This is a genomic window from Streptomyces sp. AHU1, from assembly GCF_045343905.1.
In the GTDB taxonomy this organism is placed as follows: Bacteria; Actinomycetota; Actinomycetes; order Streptomycetales; family Streptomycetaceae; genus Streptomyces; species Streptomyces triticiradicis.
This window is the reverse complement of the sequence record NZ_CP174283.1, coordinates 8,667,419-8,688,700: the sequence shown is the minus strand read 5'-3', so window position 1 is coordinate 8,688,700 and position 21,282 is coordinate 8,667,419. Positions and strand designations below refer to the sequence as shown.

The following is a 21,282-nucleotide window of genomic DNA, read 5'->3' as shown; positions in this document are numbered from 1 at the left end:
CCGTGTCAGCCGACTCTGAGATGGCGCTGACACACCTCTGGCGCGTGCGACCGTCATCGTGACCGCTGCGCCGGAAGGTTCACGGTCAGGCCCGTCTCGCGCACGGTGACGCTCACCCGGCCGCCGCGGATGCCCAGTTCGGCCGGTGCGGTACCGGGCAGGGTGCGTACCACGGAGTGGTAGGCCATCCGTCCCGGTCCGCCGAAGACGAACAGGTCACCGCTGTGCAGGACCAGGTCCTGCCAGGGGCGGGTGCGCGTCTCGTTGTTCCCGAAGCGGAAGACGCAGCTGTCGCCGAGGCTGAGCGAGACCACGGGCGCGCCGCTCTCCTCGGCACGGTCCTGGTGCATGCCCAACCGGGCCTCGTCGTCGTAGAAGTTGACGATCGCGGCGTCGGCCTTGTGGTCCCGGGGCCGTCCGCACACCTCGTCGTCGAGTTCCGCCGCCTCGACGACCGCTCTCCGCGCCAGGTCCGCGAGCCAGCCGGGCAGCGGTTTGACCGGTGTGCCGTCCGCGCCGACGGTGGTACGGGTGTATCCGTGGCGCAGCGAGTAGTGCCACCCGAGGCACACCGACTGCACCCGCATCGGGGTCCCGTCGGGCATGCTCGGCCGGTGCAGTCCCGCCGCCCCGCGCGCCCACTCCCGGCAGGCGTGCAGCAGCCGCCTCTGCTGTTCGATGCCGAGCCAGCGCGGGAGGAGCACCGCTCCGGAGCGCGGGACCAGGGGCGGGCGCCCGAACAGCGCGTCGTCGTCCCGGTGGGTCAACGTACCGTCCCCGCGGCGGCCCAGAGGTGCTGTACGGCGTAGGAGCGCCAGGGCCGCCAGGCCTCGGAGCGCTCGTCGTCGGTGGCGGGTCCCGGGCCGCCGAAGGACTGGCGGGCCGCGTCGTGGGGCTCCAGTTCCTCGGGGACGAGGACGTCCGGGTCCCCCAGCGCCCGCATGCGGACGAGGGCGGCCGTCCGTGGTGTGACGCCCTCGACCTTGAGCAGCTTCCGGCCGGCCTCCTCACGGTCCACGCCGACTCCCAGGACCAGGTCCTCGCAGGCCAGGGCGGTGGCCATCGCCTTCACCCGGCTCCCCCGCTCGGGAGTGCCCGCCAGCTCGTGCGGCGCGAGCCGCGCGAGCGTCTCGACAGCCGGGAACGTGTGCGTGACCTGCCCGACCTCTCTGGTCAGCGGCTTGCCGTAGCGGGCGACGAGCAGCGCCGCGTCGCTCCTCGCCTCCCCGGGGCCGGCGTCCTGGGCGAGAACCGCCCGGACGGCGCACTCGGCCGGGTCCACGGAGCCCGGCACCCTGCGGCCGGGCACGCGTGCGACGAGCGGGGCGAGCAGCGCGTCCCGCGCGAGCACCTCGTCGACGGCCCCCGGGTCCGCGTCCAGATCGAGCAGGTCGCGACACCGCTGGACGGCCGCCGTCATGTCGCGCAGGTCCTGGAGGTGCAGCTCGCATTCCACGAAACCGCGGCCGGGCGGCTGGACGGTCTTGCCCGCGGGCTTGCCGGCAGTGCGGGAGAGGGACACGACGGCGCTGCCGTGCGGGAGCGACAGCGCCCGGTGGTAGACGCCGTCGGCGTACTCCTCGATGCCCGGCACGGCCTGCTCACCGAGCTGTTCCAGCAGCCCGGTGACGTCCAGCGGGGTGCGGAACGGCAACTGGATCCGGATCCCGTTGCCCCACGGCTGCGTCGGCGGGGCCGTACGCGGCCGGCGCTGGACCGCGCGGGCCCTCAGCTCCGTGGGGGGCATCGAGAACACCGCCCGCATGTTGTCGTTGAACTGCCGGATGCTGGAATACCCCGAGGCGAAGGCCACCTCGCTGACGTGCAGGTCGGTGGTCTCCAGGAGGAGCTGTGCCGTTCGTGCCCGCTGGGCACGGGCGAGCGCGAGCGGCCCCGCCCCGACCTCGGCCACGAGCTGCCGCTGGAGCTGGCGCTCGCTGTAGTTCAGCCGGGCGGCGAGGCCGCTGACGCCCTCCCGGTCCACCAGGCCGTCGGCGATCAGCCGCATGGCGCGTCCGACCAGGTCGGCGCGGCTGTTCCATTCCGGCGACCCCGGGACCGAGTCGGGCCGGCACCGCTTGCAGGCCCGGAACCCGGCCGCCTGTGCGGCGGCCGCGGTCCGGTAGAACCGCATGTTGACACGTTTGGGAGTCATGGCCGGGCACGTCGGGCGGCAGTAGATGCCCGTACTGGCCACTCCGATGTACAACCGGCCGTCGAACCGGCTGTCGTTGCTCAGAGCGGCCCGGTAGTAGTGCTCCTCGTCCATCATGTATCCACCATGGGCTCCGGCACGGGGGCGATGCCAGCGAGAATCCGACATCAACATCGGTCGGTCAGGAACGCATCCGCATCGGTCGGTCAGGGACGCATCCGGGCGGGCAGACTCAGGGGTCCGCGGAACAGGTACAGGTCCCGGTAGGGCGGCTCGTCGGTGAGCAGCTTCAGGTCCGGGGCCCGGGTGAGCAGCGCGCGCAGGGCGATGTTCATCTCCATCCGGGCCAGTTGTGCGCCCAGGCAGTGGTGCGGGCCGTTGCTGAAGGTGAGGTGGCGCGGCGCGTTCCGCGCGCGGTCCTTGTAGCGGGCCATGTCGAAGGTCTCGGGGTCCGGGAAGGCGGCCGGGTCACGGTTCGCCGCGGCGATCACCAGGACGATGCCGTCGCCCCGCTCGAAGGTGTGGCCGGCGAGCTCCCGGTCCTGCAGCGCCACCCGCGAGGTGAACTGGATCGGGGGGTCGTAGCGCAGCGCTTCCTCGACCGCGGCCGGTACGAGGTCCGGGTCGGCCTTGAGGAGTTCGAGCTGGCCGGGGTTGCGGTGGAGGGCCGTCATCATCATGCCGAGACCGTTCATCGTCGTCTCGTGGCCGGCGACCATGAGCATCGCGCCGATCTCGTGCAGTTCGTGCTCGGAGAGCAGGTCGCTGTTCTCCCGGGCGGCGACCAGGTCGCTGAGCAGGTCACCCCGGTGGTGCTCCCGCCTCTCCTCCGCCAGACCCTTGAAGTACTGCTCGAACGCCTCCTCGGCTTCGTAGCGTGCCGTGATCTCCTCCGGACTGAGCAGGAAGTCCGGATCGACTCCGCGCACGATCGCGGTCGACCACTTCTGGAAGACGGGCACGTCGGCCATGGGCACACCGATCATCCCGCACACCAGCCGCATCGGCAGCGGGCTGTTGAGCGCGGTGACCAGATCGACCTCGCCTGCTTCCAGGGCGGCGTCGAGCAGTTCGTCCACGATCCGTTCCGTCAGCGCGTACATCTCTTGGATCTTCTGCGGTTTGAAGGCCTTGCTGACCAGCCGGTGGAGCCGGGTGTGGTCGGGCGGGTCCATCCCGAGCATCGACCCGGGTACGTCGTCCCGTCCCACCCCCGGCCTGAAGGGGCTGATCCTGTCGTTGTATCCGTGGCCCCAGAGGGGGTCCAGGAGAACCTTGTTGCAGTCCGCGTGATGTGACGCCAGGTATATCCGGGGTGCCAGGGAATGGATCCGGTCGGCCTCCCGCAGGGTCGCGTAGAGCGGGTACGGATTCACCCGATGTTCCGGGTTGAAGACCTCCAGTGCGAGTTTCGGTGCCGTCGTCATGCTTCCAGCTCCTCCGAAGTGGGGCTCTGTTGAAGGGACGTTCTTCGGCGCACCGTTCCTTGCCGGTTCGGGTCGGGGCGCCGGCCGGGGCCGGCGCCCGCCAGGTCGGCGGTCAGGCCTCACCTCCCGTCGCGGCGGCGGTCCCGGTGGTGGCGGCGGTGGTGGCGGGGGCGGACGGCTGGGGTGCGGGCTTCAGTACCAGACCGAGACCGGCGAGGCCGGAGACCGCCGCCATCACGGTGCAGAACAGCAGGACGTGGGCGTACGCGGTGGTGCCCGAGATGTTCGCGCCGGCGAGGACCGAGGCCAGCACCGCGATGCCGAGGGCGCCGCCCATCTGCCGTGCCGCCATGTTGAGCCCCGTCGCACCGGCGAACTGCGCGGGGGGCACCGACAGGGCCGCCGCCGTCGAGACACCCGTGCTGACCGCACCCATGCCGAAGCCCGAGATGGCGGCCGTCGGGATCCAGAGGTCCACCAGGTGCGGCTCGACGGGCAGTACGGCGACCAGCCAGACTCCGACCCCCACGATGAGCAGCGAGCCGCCGATCACCATCAGCCGCGGACCGGCGCGCCTGCCCAGCACCCGCCCGATGCCGACGGCCGCGATCGCCGAGAAGACGGCGCCGGGGCTCAGCACGAAGCCGGCCTTCAGCTCCGAGTAGTGCCAGACGTTCACGAGGTACAGCACCCCGCACAGCAGCCAGGCGTAGAGCGCCGCCCCGTAGAAGAACGACACGACGTTCGCCAGGGAGAAGGTCCTGCTCCGCCACAACGTGGTGTCGATCGCCGGAACGGGCTGCGTACGGGCCCGCAGCACACCGTAGGCGAGCACCACGGCACCGGCCGCCAGGCATCCGAGGGTCCGGGAGGTGCCCCATCCCCAGTCCGAGCCCTGCGTCACACCGAGGACGAGGCCGCCCATGCCGAGCGCCAGCGCGAGGGACCCCACCGCGTCGGGGAAGCGCCCGGGGACCCGCTCGGACCGCCGCACGGCACGGACCCCGACCATCAGCGCGATCCCGAAGGGCACGTTGATGAGGAAGACCGAGCGCCAGCCGGACGCGTCGATGAGCACGCCGCCCAGGCTGGGTCCGATCGCGGCGGCGGCGGAACCGGCGGCGCTCCACAGGCCGATGGCCGCCATCCGTCGCGCCGGCGGGGTGTCGAACAGGATCACGGCCAGCGACGCGGGAATCATCGCCGCCGCGCCCGCTCCCTGGATCGCGCGTGCCGCCAGGAGGAAGGGCAGGTACGGCGCCACGGCGCACAGCAGGGACGCCACGGTGAAGACGCCGACGCCCATGGTGTAGAGCGCCCTCCGCCCGACCGCGTCCGCGAGACGTCCGGCCGGTGCCAGCAGCGCCGCGAAGAAGATGGCGTACAGCGTGATGACCCAGGAGAAGTCGGAGATCGACGCTCCCCGGAAGGTCTCGTGCATGTCGGAGACCGCCAGGTTGGCGATCGTGGAGTCGAGGATCGCCAGGAACATGGCGCCGGAGGCGAGCAGGGCGATCCTCGCGTAGCCGGGCCCCTGCCCGGGGGCTTCGGACCCCTTCACGCGCTCGCCTCCACGGCCCGCCGGGGGCGAGCGCTCAACTCGCCCTTGCAGTTGGGGCACCGGCTGCCGGAACCGTCCGCGCAGGAGACGCAGAAGGTGCACTCGTAACTGCAGATCATCGCCGGGTCCCCGGGTGCGAGTGCCGTGCCGCACGTCTCGCAGGTGGGCTTCATGTCGAGCATCGCCAGTGTCCTCCAGGAAGAGTTCGAGCAAGCAAGCGACCATCGCCGCCGTGACGCCGCCGGTCCGGCACGCGGGTCCGCCCCGCACCGGGGCTGTCTCGCGTCGTACGTCGTACGTCGTACGACGTACAAGGCGTCGTGCCGAGGAGCGCGCCGTCGGCGCACGTCCTCCCGCAATGTGTCGAAGCGATGCAATCCTCGCGGGCCCGCACGGTGCTGTCTGGCAAATTTCGGTCACCAACATTCCCCGCCGGACCGGGCGCCGCCAGGAAGGAAGTTGATGACGGGAAGTCGCTGGCGCAACCCCCGGTGACCGCGCCAGGGTTCCCGGAACAGGTCGTTCCCGGCGGTGCGCGAGCTGTCGCGCGAAGCGTTCCCGGCCGTCCGGCACACCCCGAGGAGGGAATCCAGTGATCGAATCAGTTGTCCTGGCGGGCGCCCGTACGCCTCTGGGACGGCCGTTCGGCTGTCTGCGGGCGCTGTCGGCCGCGCAGTTCGGCGCGGTGGCCGTGCGAACCGCCCTGGAACGGGCGCGGGTGCGGGGCGACGAGGTCGATCAGGTCCTCCTCGGGAACTCGGCGGCCGACGCCGGCGACGACCGCCCGGCGCGGGCGGCGGTGGCGGGCGCGGGCATCCCTCCGAAGGTGCCCCTGCTGGGCACCGGACAGCTGTCCTTGTCCGGTCTGAACGCCATCGCCGTGGCGGACCGGCTCATCCGGTCGGGCACCAGTGACATCGTCGTCGCGGGCGGACTGGAGTCGATGCCCGTCCCCCGGCGGGACCCGGACGAGCGGACGACGCCTCGCTTCCGGCCCCCGCGCAGCCACCCGCCGAAGCCGGACCGGTGCGCCCGGGACGCCGTCGGCGGCGACGGGGCGGCCGCCGTGGTGATGATGCGCCGCTCGCTGGCCGAGGAACGGGGTCTGGACTGGCTCGCCGAGGTCGTCGGACACGGCGCGGTGTCGGGCCGGACGGACGCCCTGCACCTGCGGTCCTCCCTGGCCATCCGCAAAGCCCTCGCCCCTCTCGGCCTGAAGGTGCGCGACCTCGATCTCATCGAGGTCGACGAGTCGTTCGCGGCCGTGGCGGTCCAGGCGATGAGCGTGCTGTGCACGCGGAGGAGCCGGATCAACCCGCACGGCGGCGCCATCGCTCCCGGGCACCCGGCCGGCACGTCGGGGGCGCGCGTCGTGCTGCACCTGGCGCATTCCCTGCGACGCCGTGGCGGCGGCCTGGGGGCGGCCGGTGTCCGCGGTGAGGCCGGCCTCGGCGAAGCCCTGCTGCTCCGCGCCTCCCGCCGCTGAACCCGCTGGGGCCTGTCCGGGGCGCTGGCACCACGGTCTCAGCGGCGTGCCAGCGCGGGCTGGAAGTGTTCCTTGCCCGAGGGTTCCACGGCGAGGGAAGCGAGTGGTGACATGGCCGCACCGCGATGGGCCCGGACGGTACTGGTCGTCGTGAACCCGGCGGCGGGCGCGGTGGACGCGGCCCTCGTCGACGAGGTGACGCGCCACTGCCGCTCCTGGACGGACGATCTGGGTCTGGTCACGGCGCGGGACCCCGGCGAGACGGAGGACGCGGCAGCGAAGGCCTACGAGAACGGTGTCGACGCGATCGTGGTCCTGGGCGGCGACGGCACCACGCGCGCCGTCGCGTCCGGGATCGCCCGCGCCCGGTCGCGGAGCCCTCACGGCCCCGGCACGAACAGCGGCGCCATGCTCAACCTCCCCGCCGGGACCGGCAACTCCTTCTACCGGGAGATCTGGTCGGACCACCCCTGGCAACAGGCCCTGCGGGCAGCGCTCGCGACGGAGCACCCCCGGATCCGGGGGATCGACATGGCCAGGATCGTCGAACTGGACACCCTGGTGCTCCTCGGGGCGTGCTCCGGTCTCGTCGCGGAAGCCCTGGTGACCGCGGGCCGGCTCCCCGAGGTGCCCGGCCGTGAGCGCTACCGGCAGGCCGTGGCGCAGACCCTGCGGACCTTCCGGCCGTACCCGGGCCGGGTGACCGTCGACGGGGTCGTCGTCCACGAGGGGACGGCGGTACTGGCCAACGTCGGCGGAGGCCGCTACCGCGGCGGGCAGTTCAAGGTGCTGCCGCGTTCCGAACTCGACGACGGCCTGCTGGACGTGTGCGTCGTGGGCGGCGAACTGGACCCCGCGGCCCTGCCCGGCCTGACGGCGGACGGCAGCCATCTGGAGCGCCCCGAATGCGTCTACGCGAGGGGGCGCCGCGTCACCCTCGAACGCACCGACGGCGAGCCCCTGACCTTCGAGCACGACGGCGAACTCCCCGCCGCCGACGCCGACCGCTACACGATAGAGGTACTGCCCGACATCCTTCCCGTCCTCGCTCCACCGCGCACTTGAGCGGGGCCGGGGGAGATCCGAACACGAAGGGCTGGTCATGAACGTCACCGACGGGACGCCGGGGAACGCGAGCTGGACGTTTCCCGCAGCCGGCGACAACTTCTTCACCTGGGAATACGACTCGGGACGCGAACGGCTGCTCAGTCTCTACCAGAAGGGCAAGGACAAGCAGTGGGACAGCACCCGGCGCATCGACTGGTCCCTCCCCGTCGACCCGTACGACGCCCTGGGCACCCCTGAGAAGACGCTGGCGCTGTACGGATCGCGGCAGTACGCGAAACTGAACGAGCGGGAGCGCCAGGAGATGCGGCAGCACATGGCGGCCTGGGAGTTCAGCCAGTTCCTGCACGGGGAGCAGGGTGCGATGATCTGCTCCGCCCGCATCGTGCAGTCGGTCCCCGACATCGACTCCAAGTTCTACGCCGCCACCCAGGTGATGGACGAGGCCAGGCACGCCGAGATATTCACCCGCTTCCTCGACGAGAAGATCGGCCTGTCCTATCCGATCAACCCGCACCTCAAGTCCCTCTTGGAGGACGCCCTCAACGACGCGCGCTGGGACATGCCCTACCTGGGCATGCAGGTGCTCATCGAGGGACTCGCCCTGGCGGCCTTCGGAATCCTGCGGGACCGGACCGACAAACCGCTGCCCAAGCAGATCCTGGCGTACGTGATGCAGGACGAAGCACGTCACGTGGCGTTCGGCAGGCTGGCGCTGCGCGACTACTACGCCGAACTGTCGAGCGCGGAGATAGCCGAGCGCGAGGAGTTCGTCATCGAGGGCTGCCATCTGATGCGGGACCGGTTCCGCATGCAGGAGGTGTGGGAGAACCTCGGCTTCGACATGAAGGAGTGCATGGAGTACATGAACCGGGGGCCGCGCATGCGCGCCTTCCGGTCGCTCCTCTTCGCGCGGATCGTGCCCTGCGTCAGGGACATCGGCCTGTGGAGCCCCGCCGTCCGGAAGGCCTACGACGACATGGGCGTCCTGGACATGGCCAACAGCGACCTGGTCAAGCTCATGGAGGCCGACGAGATGCAGGCCGACGAGCTCGACAGGGAGCGGCGGGAGACGCTCGCCCGGACGGCCGAGGTCGAGGAGAGCATCGCGCTCGGTGCCGCGGACTCCTGAGACACCGTCCGTGGAACCCCCCGCGTCCGTCGTCCGGCGCTCCCCTCCCCCGGTCCCGATCTCCACCACCCACGTCCCACCCAGGCGGTGCCCATGAACCCGACGCCCTCCACGGCCGGCCGGAGCGGAAGGCCACGGCCGGCCTTCCTGGACGACTGCGCCCCGACCCGGTTCCGGCGCCGGCTCAGCCCCTTCTCGCGGCTGCCGCGCACCGGACGCATCGGTGAGGCGTGGCACCTCGCCGCGCGGCACGGCAGGCACGGCCCGGTGATCGTCGACCGCGCGCCGGACGTCGACCCGCGGGGCCCGCTGGAACGCAGCTACGCGCAGTGGGCGTCCCTGGTGGACGACCTGGCCGCACGGCTGTACGCGCTGGGTGTACGGCCGTGGGACCGGGTCGCCGTCATCAAGCGCAACCATCTCGACGTGGCCCTGCTCGCCTCGGCCGCCGCCCGGATCGGCGCGATTCCCGCACTGATCACCGACAACCATCCCGCCGAGACGCTCATCGTCCTCCTCCGACGGCTGGAGCGCCCCTTCCTGGTGGCGGACCGGCGGGTCCTGGAACGGCTGGCCCTCGACGGGGAAGGCCTGGCCCGGCTGACGGAAGGCACGGCCTGCGTGGACACTCCCGGCCCGGACCGGTCCGGTGTACGGGCCTTCGCCGACCTGGCCGGCGCACCGGCGCCCCCGGTCGCCATGCGCGAGCCGCACGAGCCGATGGTCATCACCCATACATCGGGCACCACGGGGACACCCAAGCTGGTGCTGCACTCGGCCCGGTCCCTCTACTCCCTGGCTCTGGTCGAGACCGAGCGGTGGCCGGTCGTCCGGCTGCGCGGGAACGACACCGTGGCCTTCTGCCACCCGTACTCGCACCAGCGGGTCATCACCGGACTGCTGCCCCTGACCACCGTCGGGCCGAAACTGCTGATGCTGTCCGACCCGGAGTCACCCGCCGCGCACGCCCTGCTGGCCGAGCACGCCCCCACGCTCGTCGAGACCCTGCCGAACGCGTTCCTGGCCTGGGAGGACCTGGCCCGTGACCCGCGCCGGCCGTTCCGCGACGTCCGGCTGTACATCAACTCCTTCGACGCCATCCACACGCGCACCGTACGGACCTTCCTCGCGGCCACCGACCGCCGGCTGCCCGTCTGGGTCCAGTCGTGGAGCCAGACCGAGGCCGGTGCCGTCGCCATCCGCCCCTATCTGCGCGGATCGGTGAAGCGGCGGGGCCGTCGTCCACCGCCGACCCAGAACCTGGGATGGCCGGTACCGGGGTTCGGGAAGGTGCGCGCGGTCGCGCCGGAGAGCGGTGACCCGGTACCGGCCGGGCAGGTGGGTCTGATCCAGTTCTCGGCACCCGGCCGTTGCCTCGGCTACGTCGGGGAGCAGGAACGGCACGCCGCCAAGTGCGAGGGGCCCTGGTGGAACCTCGGCGACATGGCGGTCGTCGGCCGGTGGGGAGCGGTCCGGCTGATCGACCGCGAGATCGACCGGATCCCCGGCGCCAGCGCGCTGGAGATCGAGGACGTGCTGCTCGACCGGCTGCCGCAGATCACCGAGGTGGTCGTGCTCGCCGTCCGGGGCGCCCTCCCCCAACCGGTGCTCAGTCTGCGGGAGGGGACCTCCCTCGAACCCGAGCGGTGGCGCCGGGCCACGGCGGACCTGCCCCCGATGGCCGCCCCGCTCCGGATCCGCTGGGAGGAGTTCCCGCGCACCGCGACCTGGAAGATCCGGCGCACGCTCCTGCGCGAGCAACTCCTCACCGGAGCCGCCGGGGTCGGATCCGGACGGTGGACGTGATCCGCCGGCCGCGGAACGGCCGCTGACCGCTCGCGACGCCGGGCGGCCGACGGCCGTCCCGATGCCGCGGGCACCTGCCGGACACCGCTGAGACCCCCGTCTCAGCGCGGTGCAAGGCGAAGCTGCCATGCTTCGTACGTCACCCACCGAGGGCGACTGGAGAGATTCCCATAGCGGCCCAATGGGGATCGGAGACACCTCCGATCAGGGGTTCTGCCCCACGCAGGTTCGAATCCTGCTCTCTCCGCCACAGCCCGCCGCGCCCGTCGCCTCTTGGCCGGGCGCGGCGGGCTGTCGGGGGCGCACAGCGCCCAGCCGCCGGCCGGGAAACCGGTATGACGGCTCCTCAGGAAATCGGGTTGTGTCCGGGAACGCGGGTCCTCGGCCTCGGCTTCGCCCCGGCGCCCCCGTCCTCGTCCCCGGTGCCGCGAGCCGGACTACGTGGCCGTCATGGAGAGGAGCATCTTGCGCGTCTCCTCCGCTCGGGGGGAGCCCAGCGCGGTGTACAGGGACAGTGCCTGGCGAAAGTGCTCGACGGCCCGTGTCCGGTCTCCGTCGTCCCGTCCGACGAGGGCCGTACCGATGTGGGCGCGCGCCTGTTCCTCCTGTTCACCGATTCCGCGGGCCACCCGCAGCGCCGACGCGTACGCTTCCAGGGCTTCGGCGTGCTGTCCGGTGCCGTGCAGGGCCTCGCCCAGACCGTTGAGCGCGCCCGCTTCCCCGTAAGGCTCCTTCGTCCGGCGGAAGTGGTCCAGGGCCTGGTGCTGGTGCTCGGCGGCTTCCTCGTAGCGGCCCTGCCGGCAGCGCGCGTTCCCCAGGTTGGACAGCGCGTGGGCTTCTCCGCCGGTATGTCCGAGCCGTCGGAAGAGTGCGCGGGCCCGCTCGAAGCGCTCGGCCGCGGCCGAGTGGTCGCCCAGTCGTGCCAGGACGATGCCCATGTTCCCGAGGGTGCTGGCCTCTCCGAACGTGTGGTCCGTCCGCCGGTACAGCGCCAGCGCCTGACGGTAGCGCTCGATCGCGGCCTGGTAGTCCTCCAGCAGTTCCTGGACGATGCCGAGGTTGTTCAGCACGTCGGCTTCGCCGTGGGCGTCGCCGACCGTGCGGAAGAGGCCGACCGCTCTCTCGTGGTGTTCGGCGGCCTCGCGGTACCGGCCCTGCAGCTCGTGCAGTACGCCCACGTTGGTGAGGTGGCGCGCCTCTCCCGCCGGGTACCCGGCCCCGCGGCACAGGGACAGCGCGTCCGTGTGGTGCCGGTGGGCGCTCTCGTAGTCCCCGAGCCTGCGGTGGACCGCGCCGACGCAGGCGAGGACGTCGATCTCACCGCGGGTGTCCCCCGTCTCGCGGGCCGCTCGCAGGGCGTGCGTGTGCAGGGTCAGCGCGTCGGCGAGGTGTCCCGAACGCTCGTAATGGCGGTGGAGCGTGGTGGCGATCCGCACGGTGTGCCGGGACGGCCCGGGTTCCTCGGTCCGGGAGCACAACGGCACCAGGGTGTCCTGCGCGGCGCGCAGCCACGCGCGGCACTCGTCGGCCGTACGCAGGGGCGGCAGACCGGTGCCGGGCAGCTCGACGGCGGGCCGCAGATGCCGCTCGGCGGGATACAGCACGTTCATGGCCGCCGCCGACGCCGCCAGGAGGTGGTCCAGCAGACGGTTCAGCGCGGCGTCACGCCCCGCCGCCCCGTCGTGCCGGCCCGTGAGTTCCGCGGCGTAGGCGCGGAGCAGGTCGTGCATGCCGTGGCGGCCGGGGCCGGTCCGGTTCACCAGGTGCGCGCGGGACAGGACGTCCAGGGACCGTCGCGTGCTCTCCACGGTGTCGCCGGCCAGGGCGGCGGCCGCGTGCACGTCCGTATCGGGTCCCGGGTGCAGGCCCAGGAGCCTGAACAGCCGTGCCTCGCGTTCGGGGAGGCGGTCGTAGGACCAGGAGAAGACGGCACGGACGGCGGCCCGGGGGTCTCCGTCCCCGGAGTCGAGCAGGTCCAGGCGCCGCCGGTGGTCGCGCAGTTCCTCCGCCAGGCGGGCCAGGGGGTCCCGGGGGCGTGACAGCGCGAGTTCGGCCGCCACCCGCAGGGCCAGGGGCAGGCGCCCGCACTGTTCGGCCAGGGCGGTGGCGGCGGCGCGGTCGGTGTCGACGCGCGCCCCGATCAGGTCGCGCAGCAGGGCGAGCGCCTCGCCCGGGGAGAGGAGGTCGAGGAGGACCCGGTGCGCCCCGTGCAGCGACACCAGGGAGGACAGCGAGTCCCGGCTGGTGATCACGACTTTGCACGTCGGGCTTCCGGGCAGCAACGGGCGCACGTGCGCGGCGGAGGCGGCGTTGTCGAGGAGGACGAGCAGCCGGCGTCCGTCGACCGCCGTGCGGTAGCGCGCGGCCCGGTCGTCGAGCCGCGGTGGTATCTCCTGGGCGGGCACACCCAGGGCGGTGAGGAACCCCGCGAGGGCCTGCGCGGCGGAGACCGGCTCGTCCGGGTCGTAGCCGCGGAGATCGACGTAGAGCTGTCCGTCGGGGAACGCCTCACGCACGTGGTGCGCCCAGCGCACGGCCAGCGCGGTCTTGCCGACGCCCGCGACGCCGGAGACGGCGGAGACGACCGCCGCCGTCGCGCACTCCCCCTCGTCCGCGCCGTCCGCCGCGACCAGACATCGCGTGAGCTCGGCCAGTTGCTCCTCTCTTCCGGTGAAGTGACGTACGTTCAGCGGGAGTTGGGCGGGGACCGGGACAGGGGCCGGGGCGCGTGTTCCGGCGGCGGCCGGGCCGGAGCCCGCGCCCGGCGGCTGCTCCCGTCCGGTACCGCGCAGCATCTCCTCGTGGGCCGACCGCAGTTCACGTCCCGGAGCCACGCCCAGTTCGCGGGAGAGCCGCCGGCGGATCCCGGTGTAGACGTCCACCGCCTCGGCGGTTCTTCCGGCGGCGGCCAGGCTCTGGACCAGCGCCGCGGCGAGCGGCTCGCACAGCGGGTGTTCCGCGAGCACGGGCCGCAGGACGGCGGGCACTTCGCCGTGCCTCTTCTGCCGCAGCAGGGCGTGGGCCCAGGCGAGCGCCGCCTCCAGGCGTTCCTGCGTCCAGGCGGTCCGCGTGCGCTCCGCCCACTCCCCCGCGAGCCCCGCCAACGGCACACCGCGCCACAGGAGAAGCGCCTCCTCCAGGACGTGTGCGCGGTGCGCGTCGGACAGGTGTGGCTCGCGCCCCCGTGTGACGAGCGAGCGGAAACGGAACAGGTCGACGGCGTGCTCGTCCGCCTCCAGGACGTACCCCCCGGAGGACCGCCGGATGCGGAGCGGTGCCGGGGGCGCCTGCTCGTTCCCGCCGCCGCCCGGCCGGGGTGACGCATCGTCAAGAAGCCTTCGCAGACGGCTGATGTGCGGATAGAGGACCGACCGGGCTCCGTCGGGCGCGGCGGTGCCCCAGACACGTTCCACCAGCGTGCTCACGGGGACCGGCCGGCCGGCATCGGCCGCGAGCGCCGCGAGGACCGCCCGGCGGCGCGGCTGTCCGACGGCGACAACGTGCTCGCCGACGCGCAGTTCCAGAGGGCCCAGCAGGAGCAGGTTCATCGTGCCTCATGTCACGCGGGACAGCCGTCGCAATGTTTTCGCAAGGTTCGCCGTGGATCCTCAACCTACATGCCTTCGGGCGGATCGCGGCGAACGCTGCGGCCGCGGGGAACGCAGGCACCGGTCCACGCAGGGCTCTCGGGGACGACCGACCCCGTGTCCGTCCTGCCGGGGACCGGGCATGGCGCGGCCGAGCCGACGCACCAAGAGAACGGACCATTCATGCGCAAGATGTTTTCCCGGGCCAACCGGACCGCTGCCGCTGTCGTCGCCGCCGCCTTCATGGCGTCCGGAGTGGTCGTCGCGGGGGCGACGAACGCCTCCGCGGTCGGCTGCCGAGGGGGCAGTCTGCTGTGCGGTGCGGTGAAGAACCGGACCGGCGAGACGATGCACTACACGACGAGTCTCGGCGAGGGCCCCCACTACTGCGACGTGTGGAACTGGACCGGCACCACCGAGGCCGAGTTCAAGCACGCCAAGTGCAAGCAGCTGTCGTTCGGCAACGGGACGCGGGGCGGCAACGGGACCGGTGTGGACGTGGACGCCTTCACGTTCGTCAACCACGGCTACCACGAGCGTTTCTCGCGGGTCGGCACCTGGCACTGGCGGGCGAAGGGTGTCTGGACGAAGATCCTCAGCGGAGAGATCGCCGACTGCGGCATCGGCGACAACAACGAGGTCTGGTGCACGGTGCTCGTGCAGGCCTGAGACAACCTCGGAAGGCGGCGAGCGCACACCTGCTCGCCGCCTTCCGGCATGCCCGCGTGATACCGGAGCCCCGGGGCGGGGTCAGGCGGTCACCTCCGCCCGGGCGGGGTCCTGGGTCTCCTGCCGCACGACCCGCCGGCGGCGGGACGGCAGGCCCAGCGTCGGGTTGCCGACGCCCCAGGCCGCGCCCTTGCAGATCAGTTCCTTGTAGAGGGCGGCCGTGCGGCCCGTCAGGGCGCGGTCGACCGCCCGGTCGTCGGCGGTGACGAACTGGATCAGGCCGTCCTTCCGGCCGAGGGAGACGCACTGCTGGAAGTAGCGGATCGACACGCGGGGGACCTCGGCGCCGGCGAGCCGGGCGGCGATGGCGTCGGCGGCCTGCCAGGCCATGGGGACGCCCGAGGCGCAGGACATGCGCAGGGGCTTGTCCTGGGGACCGATGGCCATCGCGGCGTCGCCCACGGCGTACACGTCCGGGTGCGAGACCGAGCGCATCGTGGTGTCGACCACGATCTGGCCGCGCTCGGTGGTCTCCAGGGCGGTGGCGCCGGCGATCGGGTGGACGGCGAAGCCCGTGGTCCAGACGGTGACCGCGGCGGGGACCGTCCGGCCGTCGGCGGTCGTCACGGCGTCCGCCGCCACGGCGGTGACCGTCGTGTGCTCGTGGACCTCGATGCCGAGCCGGTCGGTCACCTTCCGCAGATGGGCGCGGCCCTTCGCGGAGAGCCAGTCGCCGAGGGCACCGTGGGCGGCCAGGGAGACGTGGAGGTCCGGACGGGCCTCGGCGATCTCGGTGGCGGCCTCCAGGCCGGTCAGGCCGCCGCCCACGACGACCACGGGCTCGCCCGCGCCGAGGGCGTCGAGGCGGTCGTGGAGGCGGCGGGCGCCCGGGCGGCTCGCGACCTGGTCGGCGTGCGCGGCCACGCCGGGGACGCCCCCGTCGTTCCAGCCGCTGCCGAGGGCGTAGACCAGGGTGTCGTACGAGAGCTCGGCCGGACCGTCGGCGCCGGTGAGGGAGACCGTCCTGCGGTCCACGTCCACGGCGGTGACGCTCGCGACCTTCAGCTCCACGCCCGTACCGGCGAGCATCTCGCCGAACGGCCGGGGCGCGAGGTCCTGGCCCGTGGCGAGCTGGTGCATCCGGACGCGCTCGACGAAGTCGGGCTCGGGGTTGACGAGGGTGATGGTGACGTCCTCGCGGTGCAGCCGGCGGGCGAGGCGGCCGGCGGCGGTGGCTCCGGCGTAGCCGGCTCCGAGGACGACGATGCGGTGCAGCATGTCCGTGCTCCTGTCTGGACGGGTCCGCCGTTGTCCGGCGTGGTGTCGCCCCTTGAACCGGACGGCCCGGCGTTTCCTGACAGGATCGGAATGTGACCTGCGCCACATCGCCTCAGAGGGTGTGGAGCGGGCCCTCCCCGTGGTCCATGGCGGCCCACTGCCGGGTCGCGCGGACGAGTTTGTCGGGGTTGACCTGGCTGCGGACCGCCACGATGCCCTCCGCGGTGACCTCCAGGCAGGTGATCCCGACGACCCGGCCGTCCACGACGGCGACGACCGCGGGTCCGCCGTTGGCGGTCGTGGCGTACATGTCGGGCGCGCCACCGATGTACTTCCGCTTGGCGTCGCTGGGCTTGAACAGTCCGCGCAGGAACGTGGCGACCGCCTTCGCACCCTCGAACGCCTTCGCGCGGGCCGGGATCTTGCCGCCGCCGTCGCCGACCGAGACGGCGTCCTGGGTGAGCAGGCGGACGAGGGGTTCGGTGCGGCCGCTGGTCGCCGCCGCCAGGAACTCCTCGACGATCCGCCGGGCGGCGGCCTCGTCGACCTCGGTGCGCGCCTTGCCCCCGGCGACGTGCTTCTTGGCCCGGTGGTAGATCTGCTGGCCGGCCGCCTCGGTGATGTCCAGGATCTCGGCGATCTCCCGGTGCGGGTAGTCGAAGGCCTCCCGCAGGACGTACACCGCCCGTTCCTTGGGCGACAGGCGCTCCAGCAGGACGAGGACGGCGTACGAGACGGACTCGCGCTGCTCGGCGGTGTCGGCGGGGCCGAGCATCGTGTCCCCGGCGAGCAGCGGCTCGGGGAGCCACCGCCCCACGTACGTCTCGCGCCGCGCACGGGCCGAAGTCAGCTGGTTGAGACAGAGGTTGGTGAGGACCTTGGTCAGCCAGGCCTCGGGCACCTCGATCCGGTCGACGTCGGCCGCCTGCCAGCGCAGGAACGTCTCCTGCACGGCGTCCTCCGCCTCGCCCGACGAGCCGAGCAGCCGGTAGGCGATAGCCTCCAGCCGGGGCCTGGCGGCCTCGAACCGGTCCACGTCACTCATGATCAGGGCCATGCCCGCGATCCTAGGCCCTGTCGTCAAATTCCCGCCTGCCCCGCGACGCCCGGCACTCCCCCAGCCTTCGGCCGGGGGACCCCCAGAGCACGCTCCCCCGAGCTCGCGGCTTCGCTCGAGCAGGGGGGACCCCCACGACGCCGCAGGGCCGCCCTTCGGGCAACGACGCGAATGTGACGACAGGGCCTAGGCTTCCCCGCGCCGGAACGGCAGCCGAGGCGGCCCGGCCGGCGACGACCCGGTGGCGTCGGCCGCCCGTCCGGACGCCGGAAGCCTCTCGGTGGGGGGAAGTGAACGAAGGCCCTCGTCCAGCATGCGGATCAACTCCCCCACCCGTCCGCCGCCCTCCGGTGCGGCCGGGAAGCGCTTGAGCACCTCCACGACGACCGGTGTCGCACGGCGGAGCGCCCGCTCGACGTGCTCGGCACCCGTGCCCGGGTCGTGGCCGGCGACGAGTTCGGCCGCTCTGGCCGCGTGGGCGCCCGCCCCCAGGATGTGCTTGACCTGGGTCGCCTTGGCCAGCGGGTGCAGATAGGCGGCGCCCGCCGCGGACATCGCCGCCCGAGCCGCCTCGCGCGCGGCCTCGGTGTCCGCGGCCTTGGCCGCCCTGAGGGCCGCCCACGCCGTGTCGCGGAGGGACTTCCCCCGCTCACCGCCCCGGGCGAACTCCCACGCGGCGCCGACCGCCTCCCGGGGCCGCGAGTCGCCGGGCCGGTCCGCCTCGAACACCTCGAGCACCCCTTCCGCGCACGCCGCGGCGAACCCCGTGACCTCACGGAGGTCCTGCTTGCTCAGAGCGATCTCGTTCCCGTCCGGCGCGAGGGCGCTCTCCCGGTGCGGCACCGGCTCAGGCACGGTCATGGACCACGGACGGGGTTCCGGCTGCCGGGACGCGCTCCCGGGGGAGCGTCACGGTCTCCCCGACCGGGATACGCGCGTACTCGGTACCGCCCTTGAAGTCCAGCCAGCCGTCGAAGTACTCCTGGCCCAGTTCGTTGAGCGTGGCGTCGTGGATCGGGAACGCCCGTTTCGGCCGCACCTCCCGCACGAAGGTCAGCGCCTCGGCGAGCTTGAGCCAGGGCGCGGCGGCCGGCACGAGCAGTGTCTCCACCGGCGACGGCGGGACGAACAGCGAGTCGCCCGGGTGGTAGACCGTCCCGTCGACGAGGAAGCCGACGTTGACGCAGCCGGGCAGGCCGTCGTAGATCTCGGCGTGCGTCCCGCCCACGGCGTCGACGGTGAACCCCGCCGCCGTGAACCGCTGTCCCGCCTCGACGGCGACCGCCGCGCCTCCCAGCCCGGGGACCGACTCGATCGCCGCCGACGGCAGGTGCACCCGGAACGCGGAGTTGCGCCGGGCCGCCGCGACGAGCTTGCCGACGTCGAGGTGGTCGGGGTGCTCGTGCGTCACCAGTACCTCGTCGACCCCGTCGAGGGCCTCGGCCTCGGAGAACGTCCCCGGGTCGATCACCAGCACCCGGTCGCCGTCCTCCAGACGCACACAGGCATGGCCGTATTTGGTCAAGCGCATGCACCCACTATGGCAGGCGGCCGAAGGGCGGCCCTAGTGGCCCGGGCGGGAGTGGAGGAGGGCGAGGGTTCGCTCGAGTTCGTCGTGCAGTACGCGTCCGGCGGCCTCGGCGTCCTTCTCCACCACGGCGTCCACCAGGGCGGCATGACTCTCGTCGCCGTGGCGGGGATCGTCGGAGCGCAGGCCGAGCAACTCCACCAGATCGAGCAGCCGTTGCTCCAGGACCGGTACGAACTCGGCGAACAGCCCGGTGAGCACCGGGTTGTGGGCCGCGGCGACCACCGCCTCGTGCAGGGCGATGTCGGCCCCGACGAACTCGGCGCCGCTGGCGCTCCCGGCGTCACGGGGCCGGGCAGTTCCGCCGTCGCCTACGCCGAGTGCCGCGTCAGCGACGTCACCCGCTGGGGCGCGGGCCGGGACACCTCGGTGCTCACCGCCTCCGTCCACGCGGTCCTGGCCGCCGTCAACCGCTCCGGGCGGGTCTCCTCGTGAACGCACCCCGGTGCCGGGCGCGTTGCTCGGCACCCGGGGTGCGGCCGAAGACGCGGCGGAAGACGTCGATGAACGCGCTGGCCGACGACCAGCCGCACAGGTGCGCCACGGTGGTCACCGGCGTGTCCTCGGCCAGCAGGACCAGGGCGTGGTGCAGGCGCAGTTGGGTGCGCCACTGCGGGAAGGTCATGCCGAGGTCGTCCCGGAACATCCGGGACAGGGTGCGATCGCTCGCTCCGACCTCTCTGCCCAGCGCGGCCAGCGTACGGTCGTCGGCCGGATCGGCGCGCAGGATCTCGCACAGCGCCCGGAGCCGGGGAACGGTCGGCACGGGCAGGTGCAGGGGCTGCTGCGGCGAGGCCCGCAACTGGTCGAGCAGTACGGCCCGGAGGCGGAGGCGTTCGGGACTGTCGTCGTCCGGGGCGCGGGTGTGGGCGAGGATCAGCTCGCGCAGCAGGGGGCCGACGGCCAGCACGGTCGGCGCCTCCAGGCCGAGCGGGTTCTCGTCCCGGGGAAGCCCGATCAGATGCAGTTCGAGTTCGCCGTGGGCCTGGTGGGCGTGGACCGTGCCCGCCGGGACCCAGATGGCACGCGTACCGGGCGCGATCCAGGAGCCCGCGCCGGTGGTGACGGCCAGCACTCCACGACCGGCGTAGACGATCTGGTGGTCGTCGTGCCGGTGGGCGTCTATCGCGGCACCGGACGCCAGCCGTTGGGCGCGGGTGGGTGCGATCGGCTCGTGGCGGATCTGCGTCATTGGTCGGCAGGTTATCGGAAGCCCGACGCATCGCCCGATGACGACCATGGTGGGGTGTCCAAGAACAGATCGATCATGCTGCTGTCGGTCGGCCATGCCTGCGTCGACGTCTACCAGGGCGCGGTGGCGTCCCTCGTCCCGTTCTTCGTCGCCGAGCGGTCCTACGGGTACGCCGCCGCCTCCGGCCTCGTACTCGCCGCCTCGCTGCTGTCCTCCGTGGCCCAACCGGTGTTCGGCCTGCTCACCGACCGCCGGTCGATGCCCTGGCTGCTGCCGCTGAGCACCCTCCTCGGCGGACTGGGCATCGCCCTGAGCGGGGTGAGCGGCTCGTACGGGCTGACGCTGCTGTTCGTGGCGGTGTCCGGGCTCGGTGTCGCCGCCTACCACCCCGAGTCCGCCCGGGTCGCCCAGCTCGCGAGCGGGGGCAGTCACAGCGCGATGGGCTGGTTCTCGCTGGGCGGCAACCTGGGTTTCGCCACGGCCCCCCTCATGGTCGCCGCCGTCGTGGCGACCGGAGGCCTGCGGCTGACACCGCTGCTGGTGGTGCCGGCCCTCGTCGGCGGCCTCCTGTGCCTGCCGGTCCTGCGCTCGCCGGAGCGACGGCGGGCCACCGGGTCCGGCGCGGCCGTGACCGTCGGCCGCGACGACCGGCCGTCGTTCGTGAGGCTGTCGCTCGCCGTGGTCTGCCGGTCGATCGTCTTCATCGGCTTGAGCAGCTTCATCTCGCTGTACGCCGCGGAGCGCGACGGCGGCGGCACGGCGGCGGGAACCGCGGCGCTGTTCGTCCTCTACGCCGGCGGCGCGGTGGGCTCCGTCCTCGGCGGCCGGCTGGCCGACCGCTGGGACCGGGTCACCGTCTCCCGCTGGTCGTACCTGGTCACCATCGGCTCCGTCGCGGGGGTCGTGTTCGTGCCCGGCCCGGCGCTGTACCTGTTCGTCGCGCTGACCTCGGCCGGTCTCTACGTCCCGTTCTCGCTCCAGGTCACGCTCGGCCAGGACTACCTGCCCACCCGGATGGGCACCGCCGCCGGCATCACCCTCGGCCTCACCGTCAGCATCGGCGGCCTGGTGAGCCCGCTCATCGGCGGCCTCGCCGACGCCACCTCCCTGCGCACCGCTCTGGCACCGCTCATCCTGATGCCCGCCCTGAGCTGGTGGCTCTTTCGCACCCTGCCCGAACCCACCCTGCCGCGCCCCAGCGCGGTGACAGAGCGTCAGAAGGAGGACGGTTCCGCAGACTTGCCCGCGCCCGTACGGTCCGACAACAGCTGACCGGTCC

Annotated in this window: 19 protein-coding genes and 1 tRNA gene; 8 read left to right on the top strand and 12 right to left on the bottom strand. The window is 72.8% G+C overall.

All coding sequences use genetic code 11. The features are described from left to right. Positions 1-53: 53 nt before the first annotated feature. The 5 genes from ACICHK_RS38370 to ACICHK_RS38350 form a co-directional block, all read right to left on the bottom strand. The gene (locus ACICHK_RS38370; protein ID WP_225860512.1) at positions 54-767 is read right to left on the bottom strand and encodes an alpha-ketoglutarate-dependent dioxygenase AlkB; all 714 of its coding nucleotides are present in this window, start codon (positions 765-767) and stop codon (positions 54-56) included. Next, complete coding sequence (locus ACICHK_RS38365) at positions 764-2,272, bottom strand: DNA-3-methyladenine glycosylase 2 family protein (protein ID WP_406840582.1); 1,509 nt, start codon at positions 2,270-2,272, stop codon at positions 764-766. Before ACICHK_RS38365 ends, ACICHK_RS38370 begins: the two co-directional genes overlap by 4 nt. Positions 2,273-2,361: 89 nt before the next feature. Then, positions 2,362-3,582 carry a cytochrome P450 gene (locus ACICHK_RS38360; RefSeq protein WP_406840581.1) on the bottom strand — a complete coding sequence of 407 codons (1,221 nt, stop codon included), beginning with the start codon at positions 3,580-3,582 and terminating at the stop codon, positions 2,362-2,364. 112 nt (positions 3,583-3,694) lie between these two features. Beyond that, positions 3,695-5,143, bottom strand: a complete 1,449-nt coding sequence (locus ACICHK_RS38355) for a DHA2 family efflux MFS transporter permease subunit (protein ID WP_406840580.1) — start codon at positions 5,141-5,143, stop codon at positions 3,695-3,697. Next, positions 5,140-5,325, bottom strand: a complete 186-nt coding sequence (locus tag ACICHK_RS38350; RefSeq protein WP_103551679.1) for a DUF1272 domain-containing protein — start codon at positions 5,323-5,325, stop codon at positions 5,140-5,142. The genes ACICHK_RS38355 and ACICHK_RS38350 overlap by 4 nt, the downstream gene beginning before the upstream one ends. 410 nt (positions 5,326-5,735) lie before the next feature. On the opposite strand from ACICHK_RS38350, the gene ACICHK_RS38345 reads away from it, so the two are divergent. The 5 genes from ACICHK_RS38345 (at position 5,736) to ACICHK_RS38325 (ending at position 10,882) form a co-directional block, all read left to right on the top strand. Further along, positions 5,736-6,629, top strand: coding sequence for a hypothetical protein (locus ACICHK_RS38345; RefSeq protein ID WP_406840579.1), 894 nt, complete (start codon positions 5,736-5,738; stop codon positions 6,627-6,629). A 111-nt stretch (positions 6,630-6,740) separates the two neighbouring features. After that, positions 6,741-7,694 (top strand): diacylglycerol/lipid kinase family protein, encoded by a 954-nt coding sequence (locus ACICHK_RS38340; protein WP_406840578.1) that lies wholly within the window; start codon positions 6,741-6,743, stop codon positions 7,692-7,694. A 37-nt stretch (positions 7,695-7,731) separates the two neighbouring features. Then, the gene (locus ACICHK_RS38335; protein ID WP_406840577.1) at positions 7,732-8,826 is read left to right on the top strand and encodes a ferritin-like domain-containing protein; all 1,095 of its coding nucleotides are present in this window, start codon (positions 7,732-7,734) and stop codon (positions 8,824-8,826) included. Positions 8,827-8,919: 93 nt separating this feature from the next. After that, positions 8,920-10,632, top strand: a complete 1,713-nt coding sequence (locus ACICHK_RS38330; RefSeq protein WP_406840576.1) for a class I adenylate-forming enzyme family protein — start codon at positions 8,920-8,922, stop codon at positions 10,630-10,632. A gap of 158 nt (positions 10,633-10,790) precedes the next feature. Continuing rightward, positions 10,791-10,882: transfer RNA gene (locus tag ACICHK_RS38325), tRNA-Cys, on the top strand. A 187-nt stretch (positions 10,883-11,069) separates the two neighbouring features. Here the strand turns inward: ACICHK_RS38325 and ACICHK_RS38320 are convergent. Continuing rightward, positions 11,070-14,180, bottom strand: coding sequence for an ATP-binding protein (locus tag ACICHK_RS38320; protein ID WP_406840575.1), 3,111 nt, complete (start codon positions 14,178-14,180; stop codon positions 11,070-11,072). 222 nt (positions 14,181-14,402) lie between these two features. Between ACICHK_RS38320 and ACICHK_RS38315 the strand changes: the two genes are divergently transcribed. Then, on the top strand, positions 14,403-14,888 hold the full coding sequence (locus ACICHK_RS38315; protein WP_406840574.1) for a hypothetical protein: 486 nt from the start codon (positions 14,403-14,405) through the stop codon (positions 14,886-14,888). Positions 14,889-14,969: 81 nt separating this feature from the next. Here the strand turns inward: ACICHK_RS38315 and ACICHK_RS38310 are convergent, their stop codons facing one another. The 5 genes from ACICHK_RS38310 to ACICHK_RS38290 all read right to left on the bottom strand — a co-directional run bounded on the left by ACICHK_RS38310 (position 14,970) and on the right by ACICHK_RS38290 (position 19,036). Then, positions 14,970-16,166, bottom strand: a complete 1,197-nt coding sequence (locus ACICHK_RS38310) for an NAD(P)/FAD-dependent oxidoreductase (protein ID WP_406840573.1) — start codon at positions 16,164-16,166, stop codon at positions 14,970-14,972. Between the two features lie 112 nt (positions 16,167-16,278). After that, entirely contained in the window at positions 16,279-17,223 is a 945-nt protein-coding gene (gene sigJ, locus ACICHK_RS38305) for an RNA polymerase sigma factor SigJ (protein ID WP_406840572.1), read from the bottom strand. A gap of 186 nt (positions 17,224-17,409) precedes the next feature. Then, positions 17,410-18,084 (bottom strand): putative immunity protein, encoded by a 675-nt coding sequence (locus tag ACICHK_RS38300; RefSeq protein WP_406840571.1) that lies wholly within the window; start codon positions 18,082-18,084, stop codon positions 17,410-17,412. Next, complete coding sequence (locus ACICHK_RS38295) at positions 18,071-18,754, bottom strand: MBL fold metallo-hydrolase (RefSeq protein WP_406840570.1); 684 nt, start codon at positions 18,752-18,754, stop codon at positions 18,071-18,073. Before ACICHK_RS38295 ends, ACICHK_RS38300 begins: the two co-directional genes overlap by 14 nt. 33 nt (positions 18,755-18,787) lie before the next feature. Further along, positions 18,788-19,036, bottom strand: a complete 249-nt coding sequence (locus ACICHK_RS38290) for an FCD domain-containing protein (protein WP_406840569.1) — start codon at positions 19,034-19,036, stop codon at positions 18,788-18,790. Positions 19,037-19,042: 6 nt separating this feature from the next. Between ACICHK_RS38290 and ACICHK_RS38285 the strand changes: the two genes are divergently transcribed. Continuing rightward, a complete protein-coding gene (locus ACICHK_RS38285) occupies positions 19,043-19,246 on the top strand; it encodes a hypothetical protein (RefSeq protein ID WP_406840568.1) in 204 nt (67 codons plus the stop codon). Here the strand turns inward: ACICHK_RS38285 and ACICHK_RS38280 are convergent. Next, on the bottom strand, positions 19,218-20,003 hold the full coding sequence (locus ACICHK_RS38280) for an AraC family transcriptional regulator (RefSeq protein WP_406840567.1): 786 nt from the start codon (positions 20,001-20,003) through the stop codon (positions 19,218-19,220). The two genes, ACICHK_RS38285 and ACICHK_RS38280, sit on opposite strands and share 29 nt — an antisense overlap. 54 nt (positions 20,004-20,057) lie before the next feature. Between ACICHK_RS38280 and ACICHK_RS38275 the strand changes: the two genes are divergently transcribed. After that, positions 20,058-21,275: an MFS transporter gene (locus tag ACICHK_RS38275; RefSeq protein WP_406840566.1), complete on the top strand. Its 1,218-nt coding sequence runs from the start codon at positions 20,058-20,060 to the stop codon at positions 21,273-21,275. Positions 21,276-21,282 lie beyond the last annotated feature (7 nt).

What these genes read in the sequence shown, in the direction of transcription:
- ACICHK_RS38365 (WP_406840582.1), bottom strand. Translation starts at nt 2,272, where the DNA reads ATGATGGACGAGGAGCACTACTACCGGGCCGCTCTGAGCAACGACAGC.
- ACICHK_RS38360 (WP_406840581.1), bottom strand. Translation starts at nt 3,582, where the DNA reads ATGACGACGGCACCGAAACTCGCACTGGAGGTCTTCAACCCGGAACAT.
- ACICHK_RS38350 (WP_103551679.1), bottom strand. Translation starts at nt 5,325, where the DNA reads ATGCTCGACATGAAGCCCACCTGCGAGACGTGCGGCACGGCACTCGCA.
- ACICHK_RS38340 (WP_406840578.1), top strand. Translation starts at nt 6,741, where the DNA reads ATGGCCGCACCGCGATGGGCCCGGACGGTACTGGTCGTCGTGAACCCG.
- ACICHK_RS38335 (WP_406840577.1), top strand. Translation starts at nt 7,732, where the DNA reads ATGAACGTCACCGACGGGACGCCGGGGAACGCGAGCTGGACGTTTCCC.
- ACICHK_RS38330 (WP_406840576.1), top strand. Translation starts at nt 8,920, where the DNA reads ATGAACCCGACGCCCTCCACGGCCGGCCGGAGCGGAAGGCCACGGCCG.
- ACICHK_RS38320 (WP_406840575.1), bottom strand. Translation starts at nt 14,180, where the DNA reads ATGAACCTGCTCCTGCTGGGCCCTCTGGAACTGCGCGTCGGCGAGCAC.
- ACICHK_RS38315 (WP_406840574.1), top strand. Translation starts at nt 14,403, where the DNA reads ATGCGCAAGATGTTTTCCCGGGCCAACCGGACCGCTGCCGCTGTCGTC.
- ACICHK_RS38310 (WP_406840573.1), bottom strand. Translation starts at nt 16,166, where the DNA reads ATGCTGCACCGCATCGTCGTCCTCGGAGCCGGCTACGCCGGAGCCACC.
- sigJ (WP_406840572.1), bottom strand. Translation starts at nt 17,223, where the DNA reads ATGGCCCTGATCATGAGTGACGTGGACCGGTTCGAGGCCGCCAGGCCC.
- ACICHK_RS38300 (WP_406840571.1), bottom strand. Translation starts at nt 18,084, where the DNA reads ATGACCGTGCCTGAGCCGGTGCCGCACCGGGAGAGCGCCCTCGCGCCG.
- ACICHK_RS38295 (WP_406840570.1), bottom strand. Translation starts at nt 18,754, where the DNA reads ATGCGCTTGACCAAATACGGCCATGCCTGTGTGCGTCTGGAGGACGGC.
- ACICHK_RS38280 (WP_406840567.1), bottom strand. Translation starts at nt 20,003, where the DNA reads ATGACGCAGATCCGCCACGAGCCGATCGCACCCACCCGCGCCCAACGG.